The sequence below is a fragment of the Streptomyces sp. T028 genome, from assembly GCF_048159505.1.
Lineage (GTDB): Bacteria > Actinomycetota > Actinomycetes > Streptomycetales > Streptomycetaceae > Streptomyces.
Genome location: NZ_JBLRVZ010000022.1, coordinates 38,542 through 56,929, shown reverse-complemented (window position 1 = coordinate 56,929; position 18,388 = coordinate 38,542). Strand labels below are relative to the sequence as shown.

At 72.8% G+C, this 18,388-nt stretch carries 19 protein-coding genes; 6 read left to right on the top strand and 13 right to left on the bottom strand.

All coding sequences use genetic code 11. The features are described 5' to 3' along the window. Window positions 1-66 precede the first annotated feature (66 nt). From ACLZN2_RS22095 to ACLZN2_RS22085, 3 genes are read left to right on the top strand one after another with little or no spacing between them, the layout of a single operon-like run. Window positions 67-540, top strand: coding sequence for a hypothetical protein (locus tag ACLZN2_RS22095; RefSeq protein WP_416980669.1), 474 nt, complete (start codon window positions 67-69; stop codon window positions 538-540). Then, a complete protein-coding gene (locus ACLZN2_RS22090; RefSeq protein WP_416980667.1) occupies window positions 540-3,335 on the top strand; it encodes a branched-chain amino acid ABC transporter permease/ATP-binding protein in 2,796 nt (931 codons plus the stop codon). The genes ACLZN2_RS22095 and ACLZN2_RS22090 overlap by 1 nt, the downstream gene beginning before the upstream one ends. Then, window positions 3,329-3,964 (top strand): ATP-binding cassette domain-containing protein, encoded by a 636-nt coding sequence (locus ACLZN2_RS22085; RefSeq protein ID WP_416980771.1) that lies wholly within the window; start codon window positions 3,329-3,331, stop codon window positions 3,962-3,964. The genes ACLZN2_RS22090 and ACLZN2_RS22085 overlap by 7 nt, the downstream gene beginning before the upstream one ends. 120 nt (window positions 3,965-4,084) lie before the next feature. On the opposite strand, the gene ACLZN2_RS22080 is transcribed toward ACLZN2_RS22085, so the two are convergent. Further along, on the bottom strand, window positions 4,085-4,771 hold the full coding sequence (locus ACLZN2_RS22080; RefSeq protein ID WP_416980665.1) for a transglycosylase family protein: 687 nt from the start codon (window positions 4,769-4,771) through the stop codon (window positions 4,085-4,087). 516 nt (window positions 4,772-5,287) lie between these two features. On the opposite strand from ACLZN2_RS22080, the gene ACLZN2_RS22075 reads away from it, so the two are divergent. Together ACLZN2_RS22075 and ACLZN2_RS22070 are read left to right on the top strand one after the other, a co-directional pair. Further along, window positions 5,288-6,070 carry a hypothetical protein gene (locus ACLZN2_RS22075; protein ID WP_416980663.1) on the top strand — a complete coding sequence of 261 codons (783 nt, stop codon included), beginning with the start codon at window positions 5,288-5,290 and terminating at the stop codon, window positions 6,068-6,070. A gap of 156 nt (window positions 6,071-6,226) precedes the next feature. After that, window positions 6,227-6,637: a hypothetical protein gene (locus ACLZN2_RS22070; protein WP_416980661.1), complete on the top strand. Its 411-nt coding sequence runs from the start codon at window positions 6,227-6,229 to the stop codon at window positions 6,635-6,637. A gap of 46 nt (window positions 6,638-6,683) precedes the next feature. On the opposite strand, the gene der is transcribed toward ACLZN2_RS22070, so the two are convergent. From der to aroH, 5 genes are all read right to left on the bottom strand, one after another. Next, complete coding sequence (gene der / locus ACLZN2_RS22065) at window positions 6,684-8,165, bottom strand: ribosome biogenesis GTPase Der (RefSeq protein ID WP_416980659.1); 1,482 nt, start codon at window positions 8,163-8,165, stop codon at window positions 6,684-6,686. Between the two features lie 124 nt (window positions 8,166-8,289). Continuing rightward, window positions 8,290-8,997: a lysophospholipid acyltransferase family protein gene (locus ACLZN2_RS22060; RefSeq protein ID WP_416980657.1), complete on the bottom strand. Its 708-nt coding sequence runs from the start codon at window positions 8,995-8,997 to the stop codon at window positions 8,290-8,292. Next, window positions 8,955-9,641, bottom strand: a complete 687-nt coding sequence (gene cmk, locus ACLZN2_RS22055; protein WP_416980655.1) for a (d)CMP kinase — start codon at window positions 9,639-9,641, stop codon at window positions 8,955-8,957. The genes ACLZN2_RS22060 and cmk overlap by 43 nt, the downstream gene beginning before the upstream one ends. 133 nt (window positions 9,642-9,774) lie before the next feature. After that, window positions 9,775-10,869: a prephenate dehydrogenase gene (locus tag ACLZN2_RS22050; RefSeq protein WP_416980653.1), complete on the bottom strand. Its 1,095-nt coding sequence runs from the start codon at window positions 10,867-10,869 to the stop codon at window positions 9,775-9,777. Then, complete coding sequence (aroH, locus tag ACLZN2_RS22045; protein ID WP_416980651.1) at window positions 10,866-11,228, bottom strand: chorismate mutase; 363 nt, start codon at window positions 11,226-11,228, stop codon at window positions 10,866-10,868. Before aroH ends, ACLZN2_RS22050 begins: the two co-directional genes overlap by 4 nt. 180 nt (window positions 11,229-11,408) lie before the next feature. On the opposite strand from aroH, the gene ACLZN2_RS22040 reads away from it, so the two are divergent. Continuing rightward, window positions 11,409-11,837, top strand: a complete 429-nt coding sequence (locus tag ACLZN2_RS22040) for a Rieske (2Fe-2S) protein (RefSeq protein ID WP_416980649.1) — start codon at window positions 11,409-11,411, stop codon at window positions 11,835-11,837. A gap of 30 nt (window positions 11,838-11,867) precedes the next feature. Here the strand turns inward: ACLZN2_RS22040 and ACLZN2_RS22035 are convergent, their stop codons facing one another. The 7 genes from ACLZN2_RS22035 to ACLZN2_RS22005 all read right to left on the bottom strand — a co-directional run bounded on the left by ACLZN2_RS22035 (window position 11,868) and on the right by ACLZN2_RS22005 (window position 18,300). Continuing rightward, on the bottom strand, window positions 11,868-12,890 hold the full coding sequence (locus tag ACLZN2_RS22035; protein ID WP_416980648.1) for an ADP-ribosylglycohydrolase family protein: 1,023 nt from the start codon (window positions 12,888-12,890) through the stop codon (window positions 11,868-11,870). Further along, window positions 12,887-13,615: an NUDIX hydrolase gene (locus tag ACLZN2_RS22030; protein WP_416980646.1), complete on the bottom strand. Its 729-nt coding sequence runs from the start codon at window positions 13,613-13,615 to the stop codon at window positions 12,887-12,889. The genes ACLZN2_RS22035 and ACLZN2_RS22030 overlap by 4 nt, the downstream gene beginning before the upstream one ends. Before the next feature lie 203 nt (window positions 13,616-13,818). Next, window positions 13,819-14,901: a pseudouridine synthase gene (locus tag ACLZN2_RS22025; protein ID WP_416980644.1), complete on the bottom strand. Its 1,083-nt coding sequence runs from the start codon at window positions 14,899-14,901 to the stop codon at window positions 13,819-13,821. Then, window positions 14,901-15,548 (bottom strand): SMC-Scp complex subunit ScpB, encoded by a 648-nt coding sequence (scpB, locus tag ACLZN2_RS22020; protein WP_359003288.1) that lies wholly within the window; start codon window positions 15,546-15,548, stop codon window positions 14,901-14,903. The genes ACLZN2_RS22025 and scpB overlap by 1 nt, the downstream gene beginning before the upstream one ends. Continuing rightward, the gene (locus ACLZN2_RS22015; protein WP_416980642.1) at window positions 15,545-16,606 is read right to left on the bottom strand and encodes a segregation and condensation protein A; all 1,062 of its coding nucleotides are present in this window, start codon (window positions 16,604-16,606) and stop codon (window positions 15,545-15,547) included. Before ACLZN2_RS22015 ends, scpB begins: the two co-directional genes overlap by 4 nt. A gap of 18 nt (window positions 16,607-16,624) precedes the next feature. Further along, window positions 16,625-17,179, bottom strand: a complete 555-nt coding sequence (locus tag ACLZN2_RS22010) for a hypothetical protein (RefSeq protein ID WP_416980640.1) — start codon at window positions 17,177-17,179, stop codon at window positions 16,625-16,627. Further along, a complete protein-coding gene (locus tag ACLZN2_RS22005) occupies window positions 17,164-18,300 on the bottom strand; it encodes a ParA family protein (RefSeq protein WP_416980638.1) in 1,137 nt (378 codons plus the stop codon). The genes ACLZN2_RS22010 and ACLZN2_RS22005 overlap by 16 nt, the downstream gene beginning before the upstream one ends. Window positions 18,301-18,388: the final 88 nt, after the last annotated feature.

Genomic DNA, 18,388 nt, shown 5'->3' with positions numbered 1-18,388 from the left:
TCCTTTCAGGGTCAGCTTGCAGAAGGCATAGTGCAAGCCATCGGCGGACTGCGGCGGGAGCGTGGGATGCGGACAGGACGACTGCGGACCGTGCCCTCCGTCCTGTGGGCCGGCTGGGTCGCCCTGTCCGCCGGTGCGGTGCTGTGCGTGGCGGGCTGGTACGGCGTCTCCGGCGAGCGCTTCACCGCACGGCAGCTGCCCTACCTCGCGTCCTGCACGGTCCCGGGCGCCGCGCTGATCGTCGCCGGGGCGGTGCTGCTGGCGTCCGGGCGGGAGCGGTCCGCCACCGCGCGCGTGGAGGAGCTGTACGGCCTTCTGGTCGCCGCCGGCGAGGAGCCCGAGGCACCGGAGCCGGCGGCCTCCACCCCCGTCGCGGTCAGCGGTGAGCTGCGGATGGTGCCCGGGGGCACGCTGTGGCACCGGGCGGACTGTCCGCTGGTCGCCGGGAAACCGGAGGCGGTGCCGGTCGACGGCGGGCTGCTCGCGCGCGGCGACCTCGACCCGTGTCCGATCTGCGAGCCGGACGCGGCGGACTCCTGATGTCGTCCCTGACCTACGACCTCACGCTCGCCGGTCTCGCGGTCGGCAGCGCGGCCGCCCTCACGGGCGTCGGCCTGATCGTCACCTACCGGGCGACCGGCGTGCTCAACTTCGCGCACGGGGCGATCGCGATGGTCTGCGCGTACGCGCTGCGGAGTTGCGTGGTGGAGTGGGGGTGGCCGCTGTGGCTCGGGGCCGTGGTGACCCTGCTGTTCCTCGCGCCCGCGATCGGGGTGGTGCTGGAACGGTTCGTCTTCCGTCCGCTCGCGGTCCTGGGCGGGGATCCGGCGCGGACGCTGGTGGCGTCGATCGGCGTGTTCGTGCTGCTGGTGGGCGGGGCGGCGCTGGTGTGGGGGCAGGGGGCGCGCGACGACACGCCGGAGCTGGTGCCGGAGGATCCGTGGGGGCAGCTGGCGGTGGTGCTGGTCCTGGCGGCCGGGGTCGGCGCGGTGATCCGCTGGACGCGCTTCGGGCGCGAGCTGCGGGCGGTGGTCGACGACCGGGAGCTGGCCGTGCTCGGCGGGGTCGACGCGGACCGGGTGGCGGCGGCGGGCTGGGCGTTCGGCTCCTTCACGGCCGGGGTGACGGGCGTGCTGCTGGCGCCGTACGTGCGGCTCGACCCGTACGGTCTGCCACTCCTCGTGATGGAGGTGCTCGCGGTCGCGGTGGCGGCCCGGATGCGCGGTCTGCCGGTGGCGGTGGTCGTGGCGCTGGGCATCGGGATCGCGCAGAGCCAGCTGACCCGGCTGCATCCGTCGGGCTGGGCGGCCCCGCTGGTGCAGGCGGTCGGCGCGAACCTGTTCGTGGTCGCCCTGCTGGTCGCCGCGCTCGTGCTGCCCGGCGTGGGCGCGCGCGACGCGCCGCCGGCCCCGGTGGGGGCACGCGTGCGTACCCCGCCGGGGGCGTGGGTGGTGGCCGCGGTGCTGTTCCTGCTGCCGCTCGGCTTCGCGGGGTCCGACCTGCACACCGCGGTCCAGGTGCCCGCCCTCGGGGTGATCCTGCTGTCGCTGGTGGTGGTGACCGGCCGCGGCGGCCAGATCTCCCTCGGGCAGGCCGCGTACGCCGGTCTGGGCGCCCTGTTCACGGCGCTGCTGGCCGCGGGCCGCTTCCCCGGACTCCCCCGCCTTCCCGAGCCGGCGGCGCTGCCCGTGGCGGTGCTGCTGGTGGCGCCGCTGGGCCTGCTGACGGGGTGGCCGGCCATCCGTCGCCACGGCCTCGCCCTGGCCATCGCCACCTTCGCGGTCGGCGTCGGCGTGAGCCGTTTCGTCTTCGCCCAGCCGTACGCCACGGCGGACCTGTCCCTCGGCCGCCCCGGGGGCTTCGACGGGGACCGCGCCTACTACGTCCTGGAACTGGCCCTGCTCGCCCTGGCCCTGCTGGCGACCCGGGCACTGCGCCGGGGCCGTACCGGGCGGGCCCTGGCGGCGATGCGGGACCACGAGCCGGGCGCCTCGGCGGCGGGCGTGCGCGTGCCGTCCCTGAAACTCCTGGCCTTCGTCACGGGGGCGGCGCTGGCCGCGCTCGGCGGCGCGCTGCTCGGCATGGGCCTGCGCGCCTTCGACGCCACGGCCTACGACCCCGTACGGAGCCTGCTCTGGTTCGCGGCCGTGGTGGTCCTGGGCGCCGACAACACCCTGGGCGCCCTGACGGCGGCGGCCCTGCTCGTGGGCCTGGACGCGGGTGCCCGGGGCGGGGTGGCGGCGGCCCTGGTCGGCGTCCTGGCGGCCCTGATTGGACGCTTCCCGGACGGGCCGGTCGAGGCCCTGCGGGCGGCATGGGCGCGGACAGAGGCCGGACGGAAGGCGGTGCTGACGCCGTTGGGGGTACGGGTACGGCGACGGCTGGTACCGCACCCCGCCCCGCCCCCCGTCACGCAGGGCGGCGCCCCGCAACCCGCCCCCACACCGGCCCCACCGGGCGGCGCCCCGCACCCCTCACCCGCACCTGCCGCGCGAGGCACCGTCCCGCCCCGGACCCACGGCACCGCCCGCACGGCGATCCCGCCGGACCGCACCCCGCCCCGGCCCTCCGGGGCCGCCCCCGCAGCGGCCCCGCCGGACCGGCCCCCGCGCCGCGCGCCCCGAGCGGTCCGTGTGGCGGCCCCGGCCCTCCTCACCGCCCGCGGTCTGCGGGCCCGTTACGGCGGGTTCACCGCTCTCGACGGGGTCGGGCTGGACGTGTTCGGCGGGCGGGTCACCGCCGTCGTCGGGCCCAACGGTGCCGGGAAGAGCACGCTGTTCCACTGTCTCGCCGGCACCCTGCGTCCGGTCCACGGGCGGGTGCGGTTCGGCGGGCGGGACATCACGCGGCTGCCCGCACACGCCCGGACCCGGCTCGGTGTCGCGCGGACCTTCCAGCAGCTGGCCGTGTTCCCGTCGCTGACGGTGGCGGAGAACGTGCGGGTGGGCGCCGAGCAGGGGCGGCTCGGTGGGCCGGAGGCGGTGGAGCGGGCGATGGCGCTGTTCGGGCTGGACGGGCCGGTCCGTGCGCGGCCCGCCGCCGGGCTGCCCACCGGCACCCTGCGCCGGGTCGAGCTGGCCCGGGCGTACGCGGGAAGCCCGCGCGTGCTGCTGCTGGACGAGCCCGCCGCCGGGCTCGACACGGCCGAGGTGAGCGCGCTGTCCAGGGTCCTGCGTGCCCTGGCCGCCGAGGGCACCGCCCTGCTGGTCGTCGAGCACGACCTCGACCTGGTCGCCGGTCTCGCGGACACCGTGCACGTCATGGCGGCGGGCCGGATCGTCGCCTCGGGCCCGCCCGACCGTGTCCTCGACGCGCTGGAGGGAGCGGCCTGGTGATCTCGCTGCGGCACGCGCGCGTGCGCTACGGCCCTTTGGAGGCCCTGCACGGCGTCACCCTCACGGCCCCCGCCCCGGGCCTCACCGTCCTGCTGGGCCGCAACGGCTCCGGCCGTACGACGGTGCTGCGGGCGCTGGCCGGGACCGTACCGCTGTCGGGCGGCGCGGTGGTGTGGGACGGGGCGGACGTGACCCGGATGCCCGCGTTCGAGCGGGCGCGGCGCGGGCTCTGCCTGGTGCCGGAACGGCGGGCGGTGTTCGGCTCGCTGACGGTCCGGGAGAACCTGGAGCTGACGGGGTCCGACCCCGGCCTCTACCCGCAGCTGGAGCCGTTGCTCGGGCGCAGGGCCGGGACCCTGTCCGGGGGTGAGCAGCGGATGGTGGCCCTGTGCCGGGCCCTGTCGGACCACGCGCGCGTGGTCCTCGTCGACGAGCCGACCCAGGGGATGTCCCCGGCGGTCGCGGCCCGGACGTACGCCCTGCTGGCCTCGCTCGACGCGTGTGTGGTGCTCGCCGAGCAGCGGCTCCCGCCCGCGCTGCGCGGCCACCGGGCCTTCGTGTACGAACTGCGGCGCGGGACCGTGGTGTTCGGCGGGGAGGCGGGCGAATGGGCGCGGCGTGTCCCCTGAGCGGGCCCGGACCTTGGGCGAGTCCGAGCCCGGATCCTGAACGAACCCGGTCGCCACGCACCGCGGCCCCACCCGGCGGATGAACCGGGTGGGGCCGCGGGGTACAGCGGGGTGCCCGGCTCAGAACGCGAGGCGCTGGCCCGGCAGGATCAGGTCGGGGTCGCCGCCGATGACGCCCTTGTTGGCGGCGTAGAGGCGCTGCCAGGTGGTGTTGTGCGCGGCGGCGATGGTGCTGAGGGTGTCACCGACGCGGACGGTGTAGTCGCCGCGGCTGCTGCCGCGCGAGGTGCCGGTCGGCGTGCGCTCGGGCGCCTTGGACGAACTGCTCTGCGACGAGCCGGACTTCGTCGTGTTCGCCGACTTGCTCGAATTCGACTTGCTGGAACCCGACTTGCTGGAACTCGACTTGGTGGAGGAGGACCCGGAGGTCGACGGAGCGCTGCCGGTGGCTCCGGCGCGGGCCGAGCAGACCGGCCAGGCACCCCAGCCCTGGGACTTCTGGACCTTGGTGGCGACGGCTATCTGCTGCTCCCGGCTGGCCCGGTCGGCGGTGGCCGCGTAGGCCGAACCGCCGTAGGCGCGCCAGGTGGAGGCGGAGAACTGCAGTCCGCCGTAGTAGCCGTTGCCGGTGTTGATGTGCCAGTTGCCTCCGCTCTCGCACTGGGCGATGCGGTCCCACACCCCGCTGTCCGCCGCCGCGGCGTTGCCGCTCGCGGCCAGCAGTCCCAGGGGGGCGAGCAGAGCCGCCCCGGCGAGGACCGCCGTCTTGCGCGTCTTGCGGGTGTAGTGATCGGCACACTCGGACATGAAGTTCCCTCTCTGCAAACCCGGGCTTCCCCCCGGGCGGGGCGCTTCCCACGTGTCGACGCGGGTGTCGCGCTCCGCCCCCGTCCACCGGCGGTGTCACTGCGCCGGTCCTGCTCTGCGCGGCTGGTGGACGTACCCGAGCGGTGCTCGCTGCACACGGCGGAGCAATCTAGGGAGCCTGACGAGCCGTTATCAACCAAATGCCTGTTGTCGCAGGCCAGTTGAGGGTTACCGTAGGTAGCGGCCAATTTCGGCCACCCACTACATACCGCCATTTCACGATTTACCGGACAGCTGTTGAGGCGTGCTGTGAGTCAGTTCACGAAGCCAACCCTCGTAACCTTCCCGTTACTTGACAGAGGGTGCCAGATTCCGCACGCAACGTGACCGACTGTGTTCGGCGATGGTAACGACTCAGTCGTCCAGCGTGACCCCCACCACAGCTCCCCCGTTGTCACCTCATGAGCCGGGGACCCACCCGGCCCGCCAACGCACCGCCTTCCGAGGGAGTCACCCGTGCCGCGCATGCTCGACGTCAGCAACGAGGTACGCGCCGAGATCGGCGACGAAGAAGCCAACCGGCTGCTCGCCGGAGACAACGCCCCGGGCAGTTACGACTGCACGTCCTGCCGCACCCCGGGCGACTCCGCGCACGAGCGCACCAGCACCGTCCTGTTCGTCGGGGACGAGACCGCCGTCCTCGCCTTCGCCCACGCCACCTGTCTGCCCTCGCAGGTCGTCCAGGTCACCGAGGAACAGCTCCAGGGCGCCGTCCGCTCCATCAGCGGCGACACCGTCGACCTGGACCCGCAGAAGGCCGTCCCCGAGCAGGCCGTCCTCGGCGTGACCAGCGGACTCGTGCTGCTCGCCGGGGAATTGCACCCCGCGCTGGTCGTCGAGCCCACCGCGCCCATCGTGCGCCCCGGCACCGTCGGCGCCGGCGACGACTTCCTGCCGCTCCTCATCGAGCAGGGCTTCATGCCACTGTCCGAGCTGTCCGAGGTGCCGCCGGTGCAGCACGGCTGGTCCGTGCTGCTGGCGATGGGTCAGCTGCACGCCGTACTGCAGCCCTCGGCGAACGGCGGGCAGCCGGTCGCCTGGTGGCAGGCGCATCAGCCGCTGCAGGTGACGGAGGGGTGGCGGGCCGCCGCCAACAAGCACCAGCAGGTGCTGATGTTCGCGGCGCCGGTGGGGTCGATCGGGCGGCAGCCCCGGGAGGATCTGCTGCGGGACGCGCTGGACAAGGCCGCGGCGAACGGGAAGCTGGTGGGGGCGGCGATGCCGCTTGCCGGGACCTGAGCGCCCACCGAGAAGGGGGTGCGGATGTACGGCGGCCGCGGCACCGTCGTGGCTCGTCGCGCCCACGCGGCGGAGCCGCAAATGAGTACAGCCCCGCGCCCCTTTCGGGGCGCTCCTCAACCGCATCTCTTGAAGTGCGCCGTCGTTTTCACTTACGTGCACAGCTATGACGTTCCCCGCCGCCTGGCCTATCCGTCGGTCCCCTCCGCGCGACCGGCCCCGGACCCTCAGGGCGGCCCATCGGCCACGCCGATCTACGACGCGCTCTACGCCGAGTACGTCAAGACGTTCCGCTCGCTGCCCGGTGACCGCAGCGGTGAGGACGATCTGGGGTTCACCGCCTTCGGGAACATCCCGACGACCACGGGCGCGCCGACGGCGTACCGGCCCGGTTCGTTCAGCCACTCCTACAGCGCCTACAGCGCGGGCGTGCAGAGCGCCCGGCAGCAGTCGCAGTGGCAGCGGGTCGGGCAGATCGGCCAGCAGCAGCCGGAGCGGCAGCCGACGTCCACCGCGATGGTGCCCGTCCCGGCGGCGCTTCCGCCGGGTTCCCGACAGGGCTTCTGAGCCGAGGGGAGCTCGTGACGACGTCAGGAACTCCCCTCGCTCACGCTTACTTCTTCTTGCCGCGCTTCTCGCGCACCCGCACCGAGATATGGATCGGGGTGCCCTCGAAGCCGAACTCCTCGCGCAGCCGGCGCTCGATGAAGCGGCGGTAGCCCGCCTCGATGAAGCCGGAGGCGAAGAGGACGAACCGCGGCGGCTTGGTGCCCGCCTGGGTGCCGAAGAGGATGCGCGGCTGCTTGCCGCCCCGGATCGGGTGCGGGTGGGCGGCGACCAGCTCGCCGAGGAAGGCGTTGAGGCGGCCCGTGGGGACCCGGGTCTCCCAGCCGGCCAGGGCGGTCTCGATCGCCGGGACCAGCTTCTCCATGTGCCGGCCGGTGCGCGCCGAGACGTTGACCCGGGGCGCCCAGGCGACCTGGCCGAACTCGGTCTCGATCTCCCGCTCCAGGTAGTAGCGGCGCTCCTCGTCGAGGGTGTCCCACTTGTTGTAGGCGATGACCATCGCACGGCCGGCCTCGACGGCCATCGTCACGATGCGCTGGTCCTGCACCGAGATGGACTCGGCGGCGTCGATCAGGATGACCGCCACCTCGGCCTTCTCGACCGCGGCCGCGGTGCGCAGCGAGGCGTAGTAGTCGGCGCCCTGCTGGAGGTGGACGCGCTTGCGGATACCGGCGGTGTCGACGAACTTCCAGGTCACGCCGCCGAGTTCGATGAGCTCGTCGACGGGGTCACGGGTGGTGCCGGCCAGTTCGTTGACGACGACGCGCTCCTCGCCCGCCACCTTGTTCAGCAGGGACGACTTGCCGACGTTCGGGCGGCCGATGAGGGCGATCCGGCGGGGACCGCCGATCCCGGCGCCGCCGAAGCTCTGCTCGGGGGCGTCCGGCAGCACGTCCAGGACGGCGTCCAGCATGTCGCCGGTGCCACGGCCGTGGAGTGCGGAGACGGGGTGCGGCTCGCCGAGGCCGAGGGACCAGAGGTACGCGGCATCCGCCTCGCCGCTCGGTCCGTCGACCTTGTTGGCGCAGAGCACGACCGGCTTCCCGGCCTTGCGCAGCAGCCGTACGACGGCCTCGTCGGTGTCGGTGGCGCCGACCTTGGCGTCCACCACGAAGACGACCGCGTCGGCGGCCTCGATGGCGTACTCGGCCTGCGCGGCCACGGAGGCGTCGATGCCGAGGACGTCCTGCTCCCAGCCCCCGGTGTCGACGACCTTGAAGCGGCGGCCCGCCCACTCGGCCTCGTACGTGACGCGGTCACGGGTGACGCCGGGCTTGTCCTCGACGACCGCCTCACGGCGGCCGATGATCCGGTTCACGAGGGTCGACTTGCCGACGTTCGGACGGCCGACGACCGCGAGCACCGGGAGGGGGCCGTGTCCGGCCTCCTCGATGGCGCCCTCGACGTCCTCGAGGTCGAAGCCCTCTTCCGCGGCGAGCTCCATGAACTCCGCGTACTCGGCGTCGCCGAGCGCCCCGTGATCGTGCTCGAAACCGTCCGAGCCGCCGGGCTGGATGTGGTCGTTCATGAAGTGCGTACCTCGTCGTTCCATCGTGGTGGTCGGTGGATCACCCCGGTGGTTCCGGTGGTTCCGGTGGTTCCGGTTGATCCACTACTCAGTGTTGCCCAGCGCCCGGTCGGGCGCCCTGCGTTTATTCGCCCGTGGGCGGGCGGCCGGTGAGCCGCCTCGCGTGGTCCAGGTGGGCGGCCAGGTGCTTCTGGATGCGCTCGGTCGCCTCGTCCAGCGCCTTCCGCGTACGCCGTCCGCTGCCGTCGCCCGCCTCGAACGGGTCGCCGAAGACGACGTCGACGCGGGAGCGCAGCGGGGGCAGCCCCTTTATCAACCGCCCGCGCCGCTCGGAACTTCCCAGCACCGCGACGGGCACGATCGGCGCCCCGCTGCGTACGGCGAAGTAGGCGAGCCCGGCGCGCAGGGAGGCGAAGTCGCCCTCGCCGCGGGTGCCCTCGGGGAAGATACCGAGGACGCCGCCGTTCTCCAGGACGCCGAGGGCGCGGGCGATCGCGGTGCGGTCGGTGCTCGCACGGTCGACCGCGATCTGGCCGGTGCGGACCATGAACGTGCCGACCGGGCCGACGAACGCCTCCTTCTTCACCAGGAAGTGCGACGCCCGGGGCGCCACGCCGATGACCATCGGGCCGTCGAGGTTGTGGGAGTGGTTGGGCGCGAAGATCACCGGACCGCTGGCGGGCACCTTCCAGGCACCCAGCACCCGCGGCCGCCACAGGCCGTACATCAGGCCGACGCCGATGCGCCGCCCGATCTCGGCACCCTTCTCGGAGGGCAGCTCCAGCTCGCTCACCGTCCGGCCCGCTTCTCCTCGACGAGGGTGACGACGCACTCGATGACCTGGGCGAGGGTCAGCTCGGTGGTGTCCACCTCGACGGCGTCGTCCGCCTTGGCGAGCGGGGAGGTCTTGCGGGAGGAGTCGGCCGCGTCCCGCTTGATCAGCGCCTCGCGGGTGGCGGCGACGTCGGAGCCCTTCAGCTCGCCGCTGCGGCGGGCGGCGCGCGCCTCCGGGGAGGCGGTGAGGAAGATCTTCAGGTCGGCGTCGGGCAGCACGGTCGTACCGATGTCCCGGCCCTCGACGACGATGCCCTTCTCCGCGCCGGTGGCCAGCGACCGCTGCAGCTCGGTGATCCGGGCCCGCACCTCGGGCACCGCGCTGACCGCGCTGACCCGGGAGGTGACCTCCTGGGTGCGGATCGGGCCGGCGACGTCGACGCCGTCGACAGTGATCGTCGGGTTCGCCGGGTCGGTACCGGAGAGGATCTCCGCCTTGCCCGCTACGGCGGCGATCGCCGTGGGGTCCTCGATGTCGATCCCGTTCGTCACCATCCACCAGGTGATCGCCCGGTACTGGGCGCCGGTGTCCAGGTAGCTCAGCCCGAGCTGGGCGGCCACGGCCTTGGACGTGCTCGACTTGCCCGTGCCCGAGGGGCCGTCGATGGCGACAATCACGGGCTGGGCGGCGCCGTTTTCCACGGGGGGACACCTTCCTGGTGCGAGGCGGTGGGTGTACGGGGCGCGACTGTGCCCCGCACAAGGTTACCGGCCACGCGTCACCCTTCTGGCCGAGGTCTTCCGGCCGAGGTCCTCGGAACCTGGTGCGTACCGTCTACTGCCGGATCGCCCAGCCCCGTTCCCGCAGCGCCGCCGAGAGAACCGTCGCCGACTTCGGTTCGACCATCAGCTGCACCAGCCCCGCCTGCTGCCCGGTCGCGTGTTCGATGCGTACGTCCTCGACGTTGACGCCCGCCTGCCCGGCGTCCGCGAAGATGCGCGCCAGCTGTCCCGGCTGGTCGTCGATGAGCACGGCGACGACCTCGTACGCGCGCGGGGCCGTACCGTGCTTGCCGGGGACGCGGACCTGTCCGGCGTTGCCGCGGCGCAGGACGTCCTCGATGCCGTCGACGCCCTCGCGGTGCTTGGCCGCGTCGGAGGACTGCAGCGCGCGCAGGGCCCGCACGGTCTCGTCCAGGTCGGCGGCGACGTCGGTGAGCAGGTCGGCGACGGGCCCCGGGTTCGCGGAGAGGATGTCGATCCACATCCGGGGGTCGGAGGCGGCGATGCGGGTGACGTCCCGGATGCCCTGCCCGCACAGCCGTACGGCGGCTTCCTCCGCGTTCTGCAGCCGGGCGGCGACCATGCTGGAGACCAGGTGGGGCATGTGGGAGACGAGCGCGACGGCGCGGTCGTGCGCGTCGGCGTCCATCACCACCGGGACGGCCCGGCAGTGCGAGACGAGTTCCAGGGCGAGGTTGAGGACCTCGGTGTCGGTGTCCCGGGTGGGGGTCAGCACCCAGGGCCGGCCCTCGAAGAGATCGCCGGTCGCGGCCAGCGGGCCGGACTTCTCCCGGCCGGACATGGGGTGCGTGCCGATGTACTTCGACATCACCGACGGGTCCAGGCCGAGCGCCTCCAGTTCCCGGCGCGGCCCGCCCTTGACGCTGGCCACGTCCAGGTAGCCGCGGGCCACGCCCCGGCGCATGGCGTCGGCGAGCACGGTGGCCACATGGGCGGGCGGGGCGGCGACCAGGGCGAGGTCGACGGGCCCGTCCGGCGCCTCGTCGGTGCCGGCGCCGAGCGCGGCGGCCGTACGGGCCTGTCCGGGGTCGTGGTCCTCCAGATGGACGACGACGCCCCGCTGGGCGAGGGCGAGCGCGGCGGAGGTGCCGATGAGCCCGGTGCCGATGACGAGCGCGGTCCTCACTGGGCGATGTCCTTGCGCAGGGCGGCGGCGGCGCCGAGGTAGACATGGCTGATCTCGGCGCGCGGCCGGTCGGACTCGACGTGCGCGAGCAGGCGTACGACACGGGGCATGGCGCCCGCGATGTCGAGTTCCTGGGCGCAGATCAGCGGGACGTCGACGATGCCCAGCTTGCGGGCGGCGGCGGCCGGGAAGTCGCTGTGCAGGTCGGGCGTGGCCGTGAACCAGATGCTGATCAGGTCGTCCGCGCTGAGGGAGTTCCGCTCCAGGACTGCGGTGAGCAGGGCCCCGACCTGCTCGTCCATGTGCCCGGCCTCGTCGCGTTCCAGTTGGACGGCTCCCCGGACCGCTCGTACCGCCACGGCGCTGCTCCTCGCTGATATCGCTGATGTACGGCTCTTGTGACATCCAGCCTAGTCAGCCCACGCCGACGCGAGTGCGCCCCGCCCGCCCCCTGAGACGCGGCGCGTCCGGTTGCGGGGCGCCGCCGGTACGGGCTTGGCTGGCCCCTGTACGTGCTTCCGCATCCTCGGAGTGACGACATGACCCTCTCCCCGACACGACGCACGGTGCTCATCGTGACGGGCGGCGCCGCGGCCGCCCTCGCCACGGGCTGCGGCAACGACGACGACGGCGGCGGTTCGTCGTCGGACGCGGCGGACTCGACGAAGTCCACCGCCGCCGGTGGCGCGCTGGCCAAGACCACCGACATCCCCGAAGGCGGCGGCAGGATCTTCACGGCCGAGAAGGTCGTCGTCACCCAGCCCGCGAAGGGCGACTTCAAGGCCTTCTCGGCGATCTGCACCCATCAGGGCTGCACGGTCAGCACTGTCGCCGACGGCACGATCAACTGCGCCTGTCACAAGAGCGAGTTCCGTATCGCCGACGGCTCGGTGGCCTCCGGTCCGGCGACGAAGCCGCTGCCACAGAAGCAGATCACGGTGCAGGGCGACAGCATCACGCTGACCTGATCACAGCCGACCTGATCACAGCTGTTCTGATCACAGGTCCCACAGCGCGCCGAGCGTCACCAGCTCCCCCTGGTACTCGATCCGGTCCGCCCAGGGCGTGGGCCAGGCGTCCGTGCCCGCGTACGCCCCCGCGAAGGCGCCCGTCAGACAGGCGATGGAGTCGGAGTCGCCGGAGGAGCAGGCGGCCCGGCGCAGCGCGGTCACCGGCTCGTCCGGGAAGAGCAGGAAGCACAGCAGCCCCGTGGCCATGGCCTCCTCGGCGATCCAGCCCGCCCCCGTGGCCAGGCACGGGTCGCTCTCGGGTGCCGGGTCGCGCAGCGCCTCGGCGAGGCGGTCCAGGACGTCCAGGCACTCGTCCCAGCCGCGCGCGATGAAGTGCTCGGCGGACGGGTCCTGGCCGCGGGTCCACAGGTCGCCGAGCCAGCGGTGGTGGTAGCGGGTGCGGTTGGCGACGGCGTACGACCGCAGCTGCCCGACCAGGCCGGCCGGCGGGACGCCCTGCGCGAGGAGCCGCACGGCGTGGGCGGTGAGGTCGGAGGCGGCGAGCGCGGTGGGGTGTCCGTGGGTGAGCGCGGACTGGAACTGGGCGGCCCCGGCGCGCTGTTCCTCGCTGAGGCCGGGGGCCAGACCGACCGGGGCGACGCGCATGTTGGCGCCGCAGCCCTTGGAGCCGATCTGGCTGGCGTCCTGCCACAGCCGCCGCTCGTCCCTCAGCAGAGCGCAGGCGGTCAGGCAGGTCCGGCCGGGGGCGCGGTTGTTCTCGGGCGACTGGTACCAGTCCACGAACTCCTCGCGCAGGGGCCGCTCCAGCCGGGTGGGCACGAGCAGCCCGCGGTCCATCGCGGTGCGCAGGGCGCGGGCGACGGCGAGGGTCATCTGGGTGTCGTCGGAGACGAACGGGCGCCGTGGCAGCTCCATCTCCCGCCAGGGCCCGCACTTGGCGAGGATCGAGGGGACGTCGTCGAACTCGGTGGGGAAGCCGAGCGCGTCGCCGAGGGCGAGGCCCAGCAGGGCGCCGGTGGCGGCGCGCTTCCTCACGGTGGTCATGGTCATGTGGAACGTCCTTCCCGGGGCGGTCGCAGCAGGGGCGGGTGGAGCGCGGTGGCGGTGCCCGCGCGGTAGAGGGCGGCCGGTTTGCCGCGGCCGCCGGTCAGCCGCGCGGCTCCGGGCACCGGTTCGACGAACCCCGGTGTGGCCAGCACCTTGCGGCGGAAGTTGGGACGGTCGAGCCCCGTCCCCCAGACCGTCTCGTAGACCTGCTGGAGCTCCCCGAGGGTGAACTCGGGCGGGCAGAAGGAGGTCGCGAGGCAGGTGTACTCGAGCTTGGCGCCGACGCGGTCGTGCGCGTCGGCCAGGATCCGGTCGTGGTCGAAGGCGAGCGGACCGGCCTTGTCGTACGGCAGCCAGCGGGCCTGGGCCGCGTCGCCGCCGCCGTGCGGTTCGGGCGCGTCGGGCAGCAGTGCGGCGAACGCGACGGACACGACCCGCATCCGGGGGTCGCGGCCGGGCTCGCTGTAGGTGCGCAGCTGCTCCAGGTGCAGCCCGGACGCCGAGGTCACGTCGTCCAGGCCGGTCTCCTCGGCCAGTTCGCGCCGGGCGGCCGTCTCGGCGGACTCGTCCGGCAGCACGAACCCCCCGGGCAGCGCCCACGTCCCGGCGTACGGCTCCTGCCCGCGCTCGACGAGCAGGACGTGCAGCGCGCCTTCGCGGAGCGTGAGGACGGCGAGGTCGACGGTGACGGCGAAGGGTTCGTGCGCGTACTTGTCGTAGCCCTGCACTCTTACCGCCCCCTTTGCGGTCAGCCTTTATGGTCACTATGACTAATAGTCATGCCGACTATAAAGAATGAGTCGCTGGACCACAAGCCCTCAGTGCCGCTCTGACCGCCTTTTGCACAAACGGAAGCGGCCGGCACCGGAGAACCCGGTACCGGCCGCCACACAGCCGTGCAGAGCGCCTGCAAAGCGCCTGCAGAACGCCTCTAGAGGTCGACCTCGTTCATCAGCATGCCGACCTCCGTGTTGGACAGCCGACGCAGCCAGCCCGACTTCTGGTCGCCCAGGGTGATCGGCCCGAAGGACGTGCGCACCAGCTTCTCGACCGGGAAGCCAGCCTCGGCCAGCATGCGGCGCACGATGTGCTTGCGGCCCTCGTGCAGGGTGACCTCGACGAGGTAGTTCTTGCCGGTCTGCTCGACGACCCGGAAGTGGTCCGCGCGCGCGTACCCGTCCTCCAGCTGGATGCCGTCCTTGAGCTTCTTGCCCAGGTCGCGCGGGATCGGGCCGACGATGGCGGCGAGGTAGGTCTTCTTCACGCCGTACTTCGGGTGCGTCAGCCGGTGCGCCAGCTCACCGTGGTTGGTGAGCAGGATGACGCCCTCGGTCTCGGTGTCGAGCCGGCCGACGTGGAAGAGCCGCGTCTCCCGGTTGGTGACGTAGTCCCCGAGGCACTGGCGCCCCTCCGGGTCCTCCATCGTCGAGACGACACCGGCGGGCTTGTTCAGCGAGAAGAACTGGTACGACTGCGTCGCGACCGTCAGGCCGTCGACCTTGACCTCGTCCTTCTCCGGGTCGACGCGCTTGCCCTGCTCGAGCACGATCTCGCCGTTGACCTCGACCCGCGCCTGCTCGATCAGCTCCTCGCAGGCCCGCCGCGAGCCGTAGCCGGCGCGCGCGAGGACCTTCTGCAGCCGCTCGCCCTCCTGCTCGGCGCCCGGGAAGGTCTTGGGCAGCTTGATGTCCTTCTTGCCGGCGTACCGCTCGCGGTTGCGCTCCTCGGCCCGCGCCTCGTACTCGCGGGAGCTGCCCGGGGCCGTACGCCCGCGCTGGGGCTGGGGCTTCCTCGGGCCGCCCTTGGCGCCGCCGCGCGCGGAGCCGCCGCGCCCGGACTTCGGGCCGTCCGGGGAGGCGGAGGGGCCGACGTCGTAGCGGCGCTCCTCGGGACGGGGCTTGCGGGGGCGCCCCTGGCCGCCCTGGCCACCCTGCTTCTGGTCCCTGCTGTTGCCGGCTCCGCGGTAGTTACCGCGCCCGCCGCTTTTGCCGCTACCGCTGCCGCTGCTTCGCATCAAAGTTCCGTCGTCGTCGTGTCAGTCGTCTTCGTCGTGGGCCCGTCGTCCGTGTCCGGGGCGTCCGGGTCGAACGACGGCACGGCTTCCTGGGTCTCGGCCTCGATCGCCTCCGCCTCCGGGAGGAAGGGCGCGAGCTCCGGGAGCTCGTCCAGACCGCGCAGGCCCATCCGCTCCAGGAAGTAGTTCGTCGTCGCATACAGGATCGCACCTGTTTCGGGTTCCGTGCCCGCCTCCTCGACCAGACCGCGCTGCAACAGGGTGCGCATCACACCGTCGCAGTTGACTCCGCGCACCGCGGAGACCCGGCTGCGGCTGACCGGCTGGCGGTAGGCGACCACGGCGAGCGTCTCCAGCGCGGCCTGGGTGAGCCGGGCCTGCTGCCCGTCCAGCACGAACCGCTCCACCGCCGGCGCGTACTCCGCGCGCGTGTAGAACCGCCAGCCGCCCGCGACGAACCGCAGCTCGAAGCCGCGCCCCTGCACGGTGTATTCGTCGGCCAGTTCGCGCAGCGCGTCGGCGACCTGCCGCCGGGGCCGCTCCACGATCTTCGCGAGGTGCTCCTCGGTGGCGGGCTCGTCCACGACCATCAGAACGGCCTCCAGGGCGCCCTTGAGATCGAGCGCGGCGACGGTGCTCTCGGTCACGGCTTCTTCTCCTTCTCGGGCTCCTCGGGTGTCTCCGGCGGCCGGTCGAACTCGTCGGTGACCATCGGCTGGGCGTCCCCGTCCCCGGCGGTCCAGCGCACGAGCAGTTCACCGAGCGCGGTCTCCTGGTCGAGCGCGACCGCCTTCTCCCGGTACAGCTCCAGCAGCGCCAGGAACCGGGCCACGACGGTCAGGGTGTCGTCGGTGTCCTCGACGAGCGTCCGGAAGCTGGCCTCGCCCAGCTCCCGCAGCCGGGCGACGACGATCCCGGCCTGCTCCTGCACGCTCACCAGCGGCGCGTGGATGTGGTCGACGTACACCTGCGGCTTCGCTTTGGGCTGCATCGCCTTCACCGCGAGCCTGGCGAATCCTTCCGCCCCGATGCTGATGACCACCTCGGGCAGCAGCTCGGCGTGGTGCGGTTCGAGGCCGACGGTACGGGGGTAGCGGCGGGCCTCGACATCGAGCCGGTACGTGAAGACGTCGGCGACCTGTTTGTACGCGCGGTACTGGAGCAGCCGCGCGAAGAGCAGGTCCCGGGCCTCCAGCAGCGCGAGGTCGGCCTCGTCCTCCACCTCGGCGGCGGGCAGCAGCCGGGCGGCCTTCAGATCGAGCAGGGTGGCGGCGACGACGAGGAACTCGGTGGTCTGATCGAGATCCCAGTCCGGCCCCATGGCCCGGATGTGCGCCATGAACTCGTCGGTCACCTTCGACAGCGCGACCTCGGTGACGTCCAGCTTGTGCTTCGAGATCAACTGAAGCAACAGATCGAACGGCCCCTCGAAGTTCGCCAGCCGCACCTTGAAGACACCATCGGGGACTTCGGAAGCCTCGGGGGCCTCGGGGGCCTCGGGGGCCGCGCCCTCCGGTTGTACAACGGGCGGTCCCATTTCAGGTTCGCCGGCGTTGTGGGCAGGCGTTCCGCTGGGCGGAACGGGTGGGCACAACGCCCCACCGGCCTCAGCCGGAGACTCGACCTCGGCCCCGGGCCCCCGGCCCAGCACACGCCGACGACCACCGGCTCTGCCGGGCGCGGAAGCATCGTCGGAGGAGGTCATAGCCCCCGCAGGCTACCCCTACCGCCCCCGCAACCGTCGTACGAGGATGCTGGCGTCTCCCCGGGCCTCCAGATCGGCCAGCACCACGGCGACAGCCTCCCGCACGATCCGCCCCCGGTCCACGGCCAGCCCGTGCTCGCCGCGCAGCACCAGCCGGGCGTGCTCCAGGTCCATGAGTTCCTCGGCGGACACGTACACCGTGATCTTCTCGTCGTGCCGCTCGCGCCCGCTGGGCCGCCGCGCGGCCTGCCGCCCCCGCTTGCGCGACTGAGCCTCGCCGGCGGAGGCAGAACCTTCCTGCGCCGGTGCCGCGGGCCGCCGCGCGGGACGCTCCCCGGCGACGGTCTGGTCGGCGTCGGCCGCCACATGCTCCGCGCCCTCGCCGTCCCCGCCCTGCGCGGGCACGGCCTGCGGCGCGTCCTCGCCCGCGGCGACCCCGTCGCTCTCGCCGGCCGGGGCGGGCACCCGGGCCTCGCCACCGGCCTGGCGTCGGGGTGCGGACGGCTGAAGCGCCATTCCCCCTGTCGTACGGAAGAGTTCGTCGGCCCCCGGCAGACTCACTCGGCGTGACACCGGGCGAGCACCTCCCTGGCGAGCTGGCGGTAGGCGGCGGCACCGACGGAGTTGGAGGCGTACGTGGTGATCGGCTCACCGGCGACCGTGGTCTCCGGGAAGCGGACCGTGCGCCCGATGACCGTGTGGTAGACGTGGTCGTCGAAGGCCTCGACCACCCGGGCCAGGACCTCACGGCTGTGGACCGTGCGCGAGTCGTACATCGTGGCGAGGATGCCGTCGAGCTCCAGCTCCGGGTTGAGCCGCTCCTGGACCTTCTCGATGGTCTCGGTCAGCAGCGCCACACCACGCAGCGCGAAGAACTCGCACTCCAGCGGCACGATCACCTTGTGCGCGGCCGTCAGCGCGTTCACGGTCAGCAGACCGAGCGAGGGCTGGCAGTCGATGACGATGTAGTCGTAGTCGTCCATCAGCGGCTTGAGCGCCCGCTGGAGGGTCGACTCGCGCGCGACCTCGGAGACCAGCTGGACCTCGGCGGCCGACAGGTCGATGTTGGAGGGCAGCAGGTCCATGTTGGGGACCGCGGTCTTCAGGAGCACCTCGTCGGCCGCCATGCCCCGCTCCATGAGCAGGTTGTAGACCGTGAGGTCGAGCTCCATCGGGTTGACGCCGAGACCCACCGACAGCGCGCCCTGCGGGTCGAAGTCGACGAGCAGCACCCGGCGTCCGTACTCCGCGAGCGCGGCGCCCAGGTTGATGGTCGACGTCGTCTTGCCGACGCCGCCCTTCTGGTTGCACATCGCGATGATCGTCGCGGGACCGTGGTTGGTCAGCGGTCCCGGGATCGGGAAGTACGGCAGCGGGCGGCCCGTCGGGCCGACGCGCTCGCGGCGCTGGCGGGCAGCGTCGGGCGCGAGCGTGGCCGCGTACTCCGGGTCCGGCTCGTATTCGGCGTCGGGGTCGTAGAAGTGCCCGTCGGGCAGTTCGTCGTAGTCGGCGAAGTGGTTGTGGGGCGCGCCACTTCCGTCGCCGGCCATGGCGTTCACGTGATGACCGTCCATGCTCTGGTGTGCTGACAGAGCCGTGAGGGGGCTGGTCTGGCTCTGGTGGGCTGCGAAGGTTCGGACAGCGACGGAGCCGACAGCCTCGAGCCCCGTGGGGCCCGGGCCCCGCGTAGGCATTCCTGGTTGACCACCCCCGGGAGCAAATGTCGACTCATTCACAAGTCGTCTTACCTCCTTGGTGACCAGGAAACTTCTAGACAAGGTC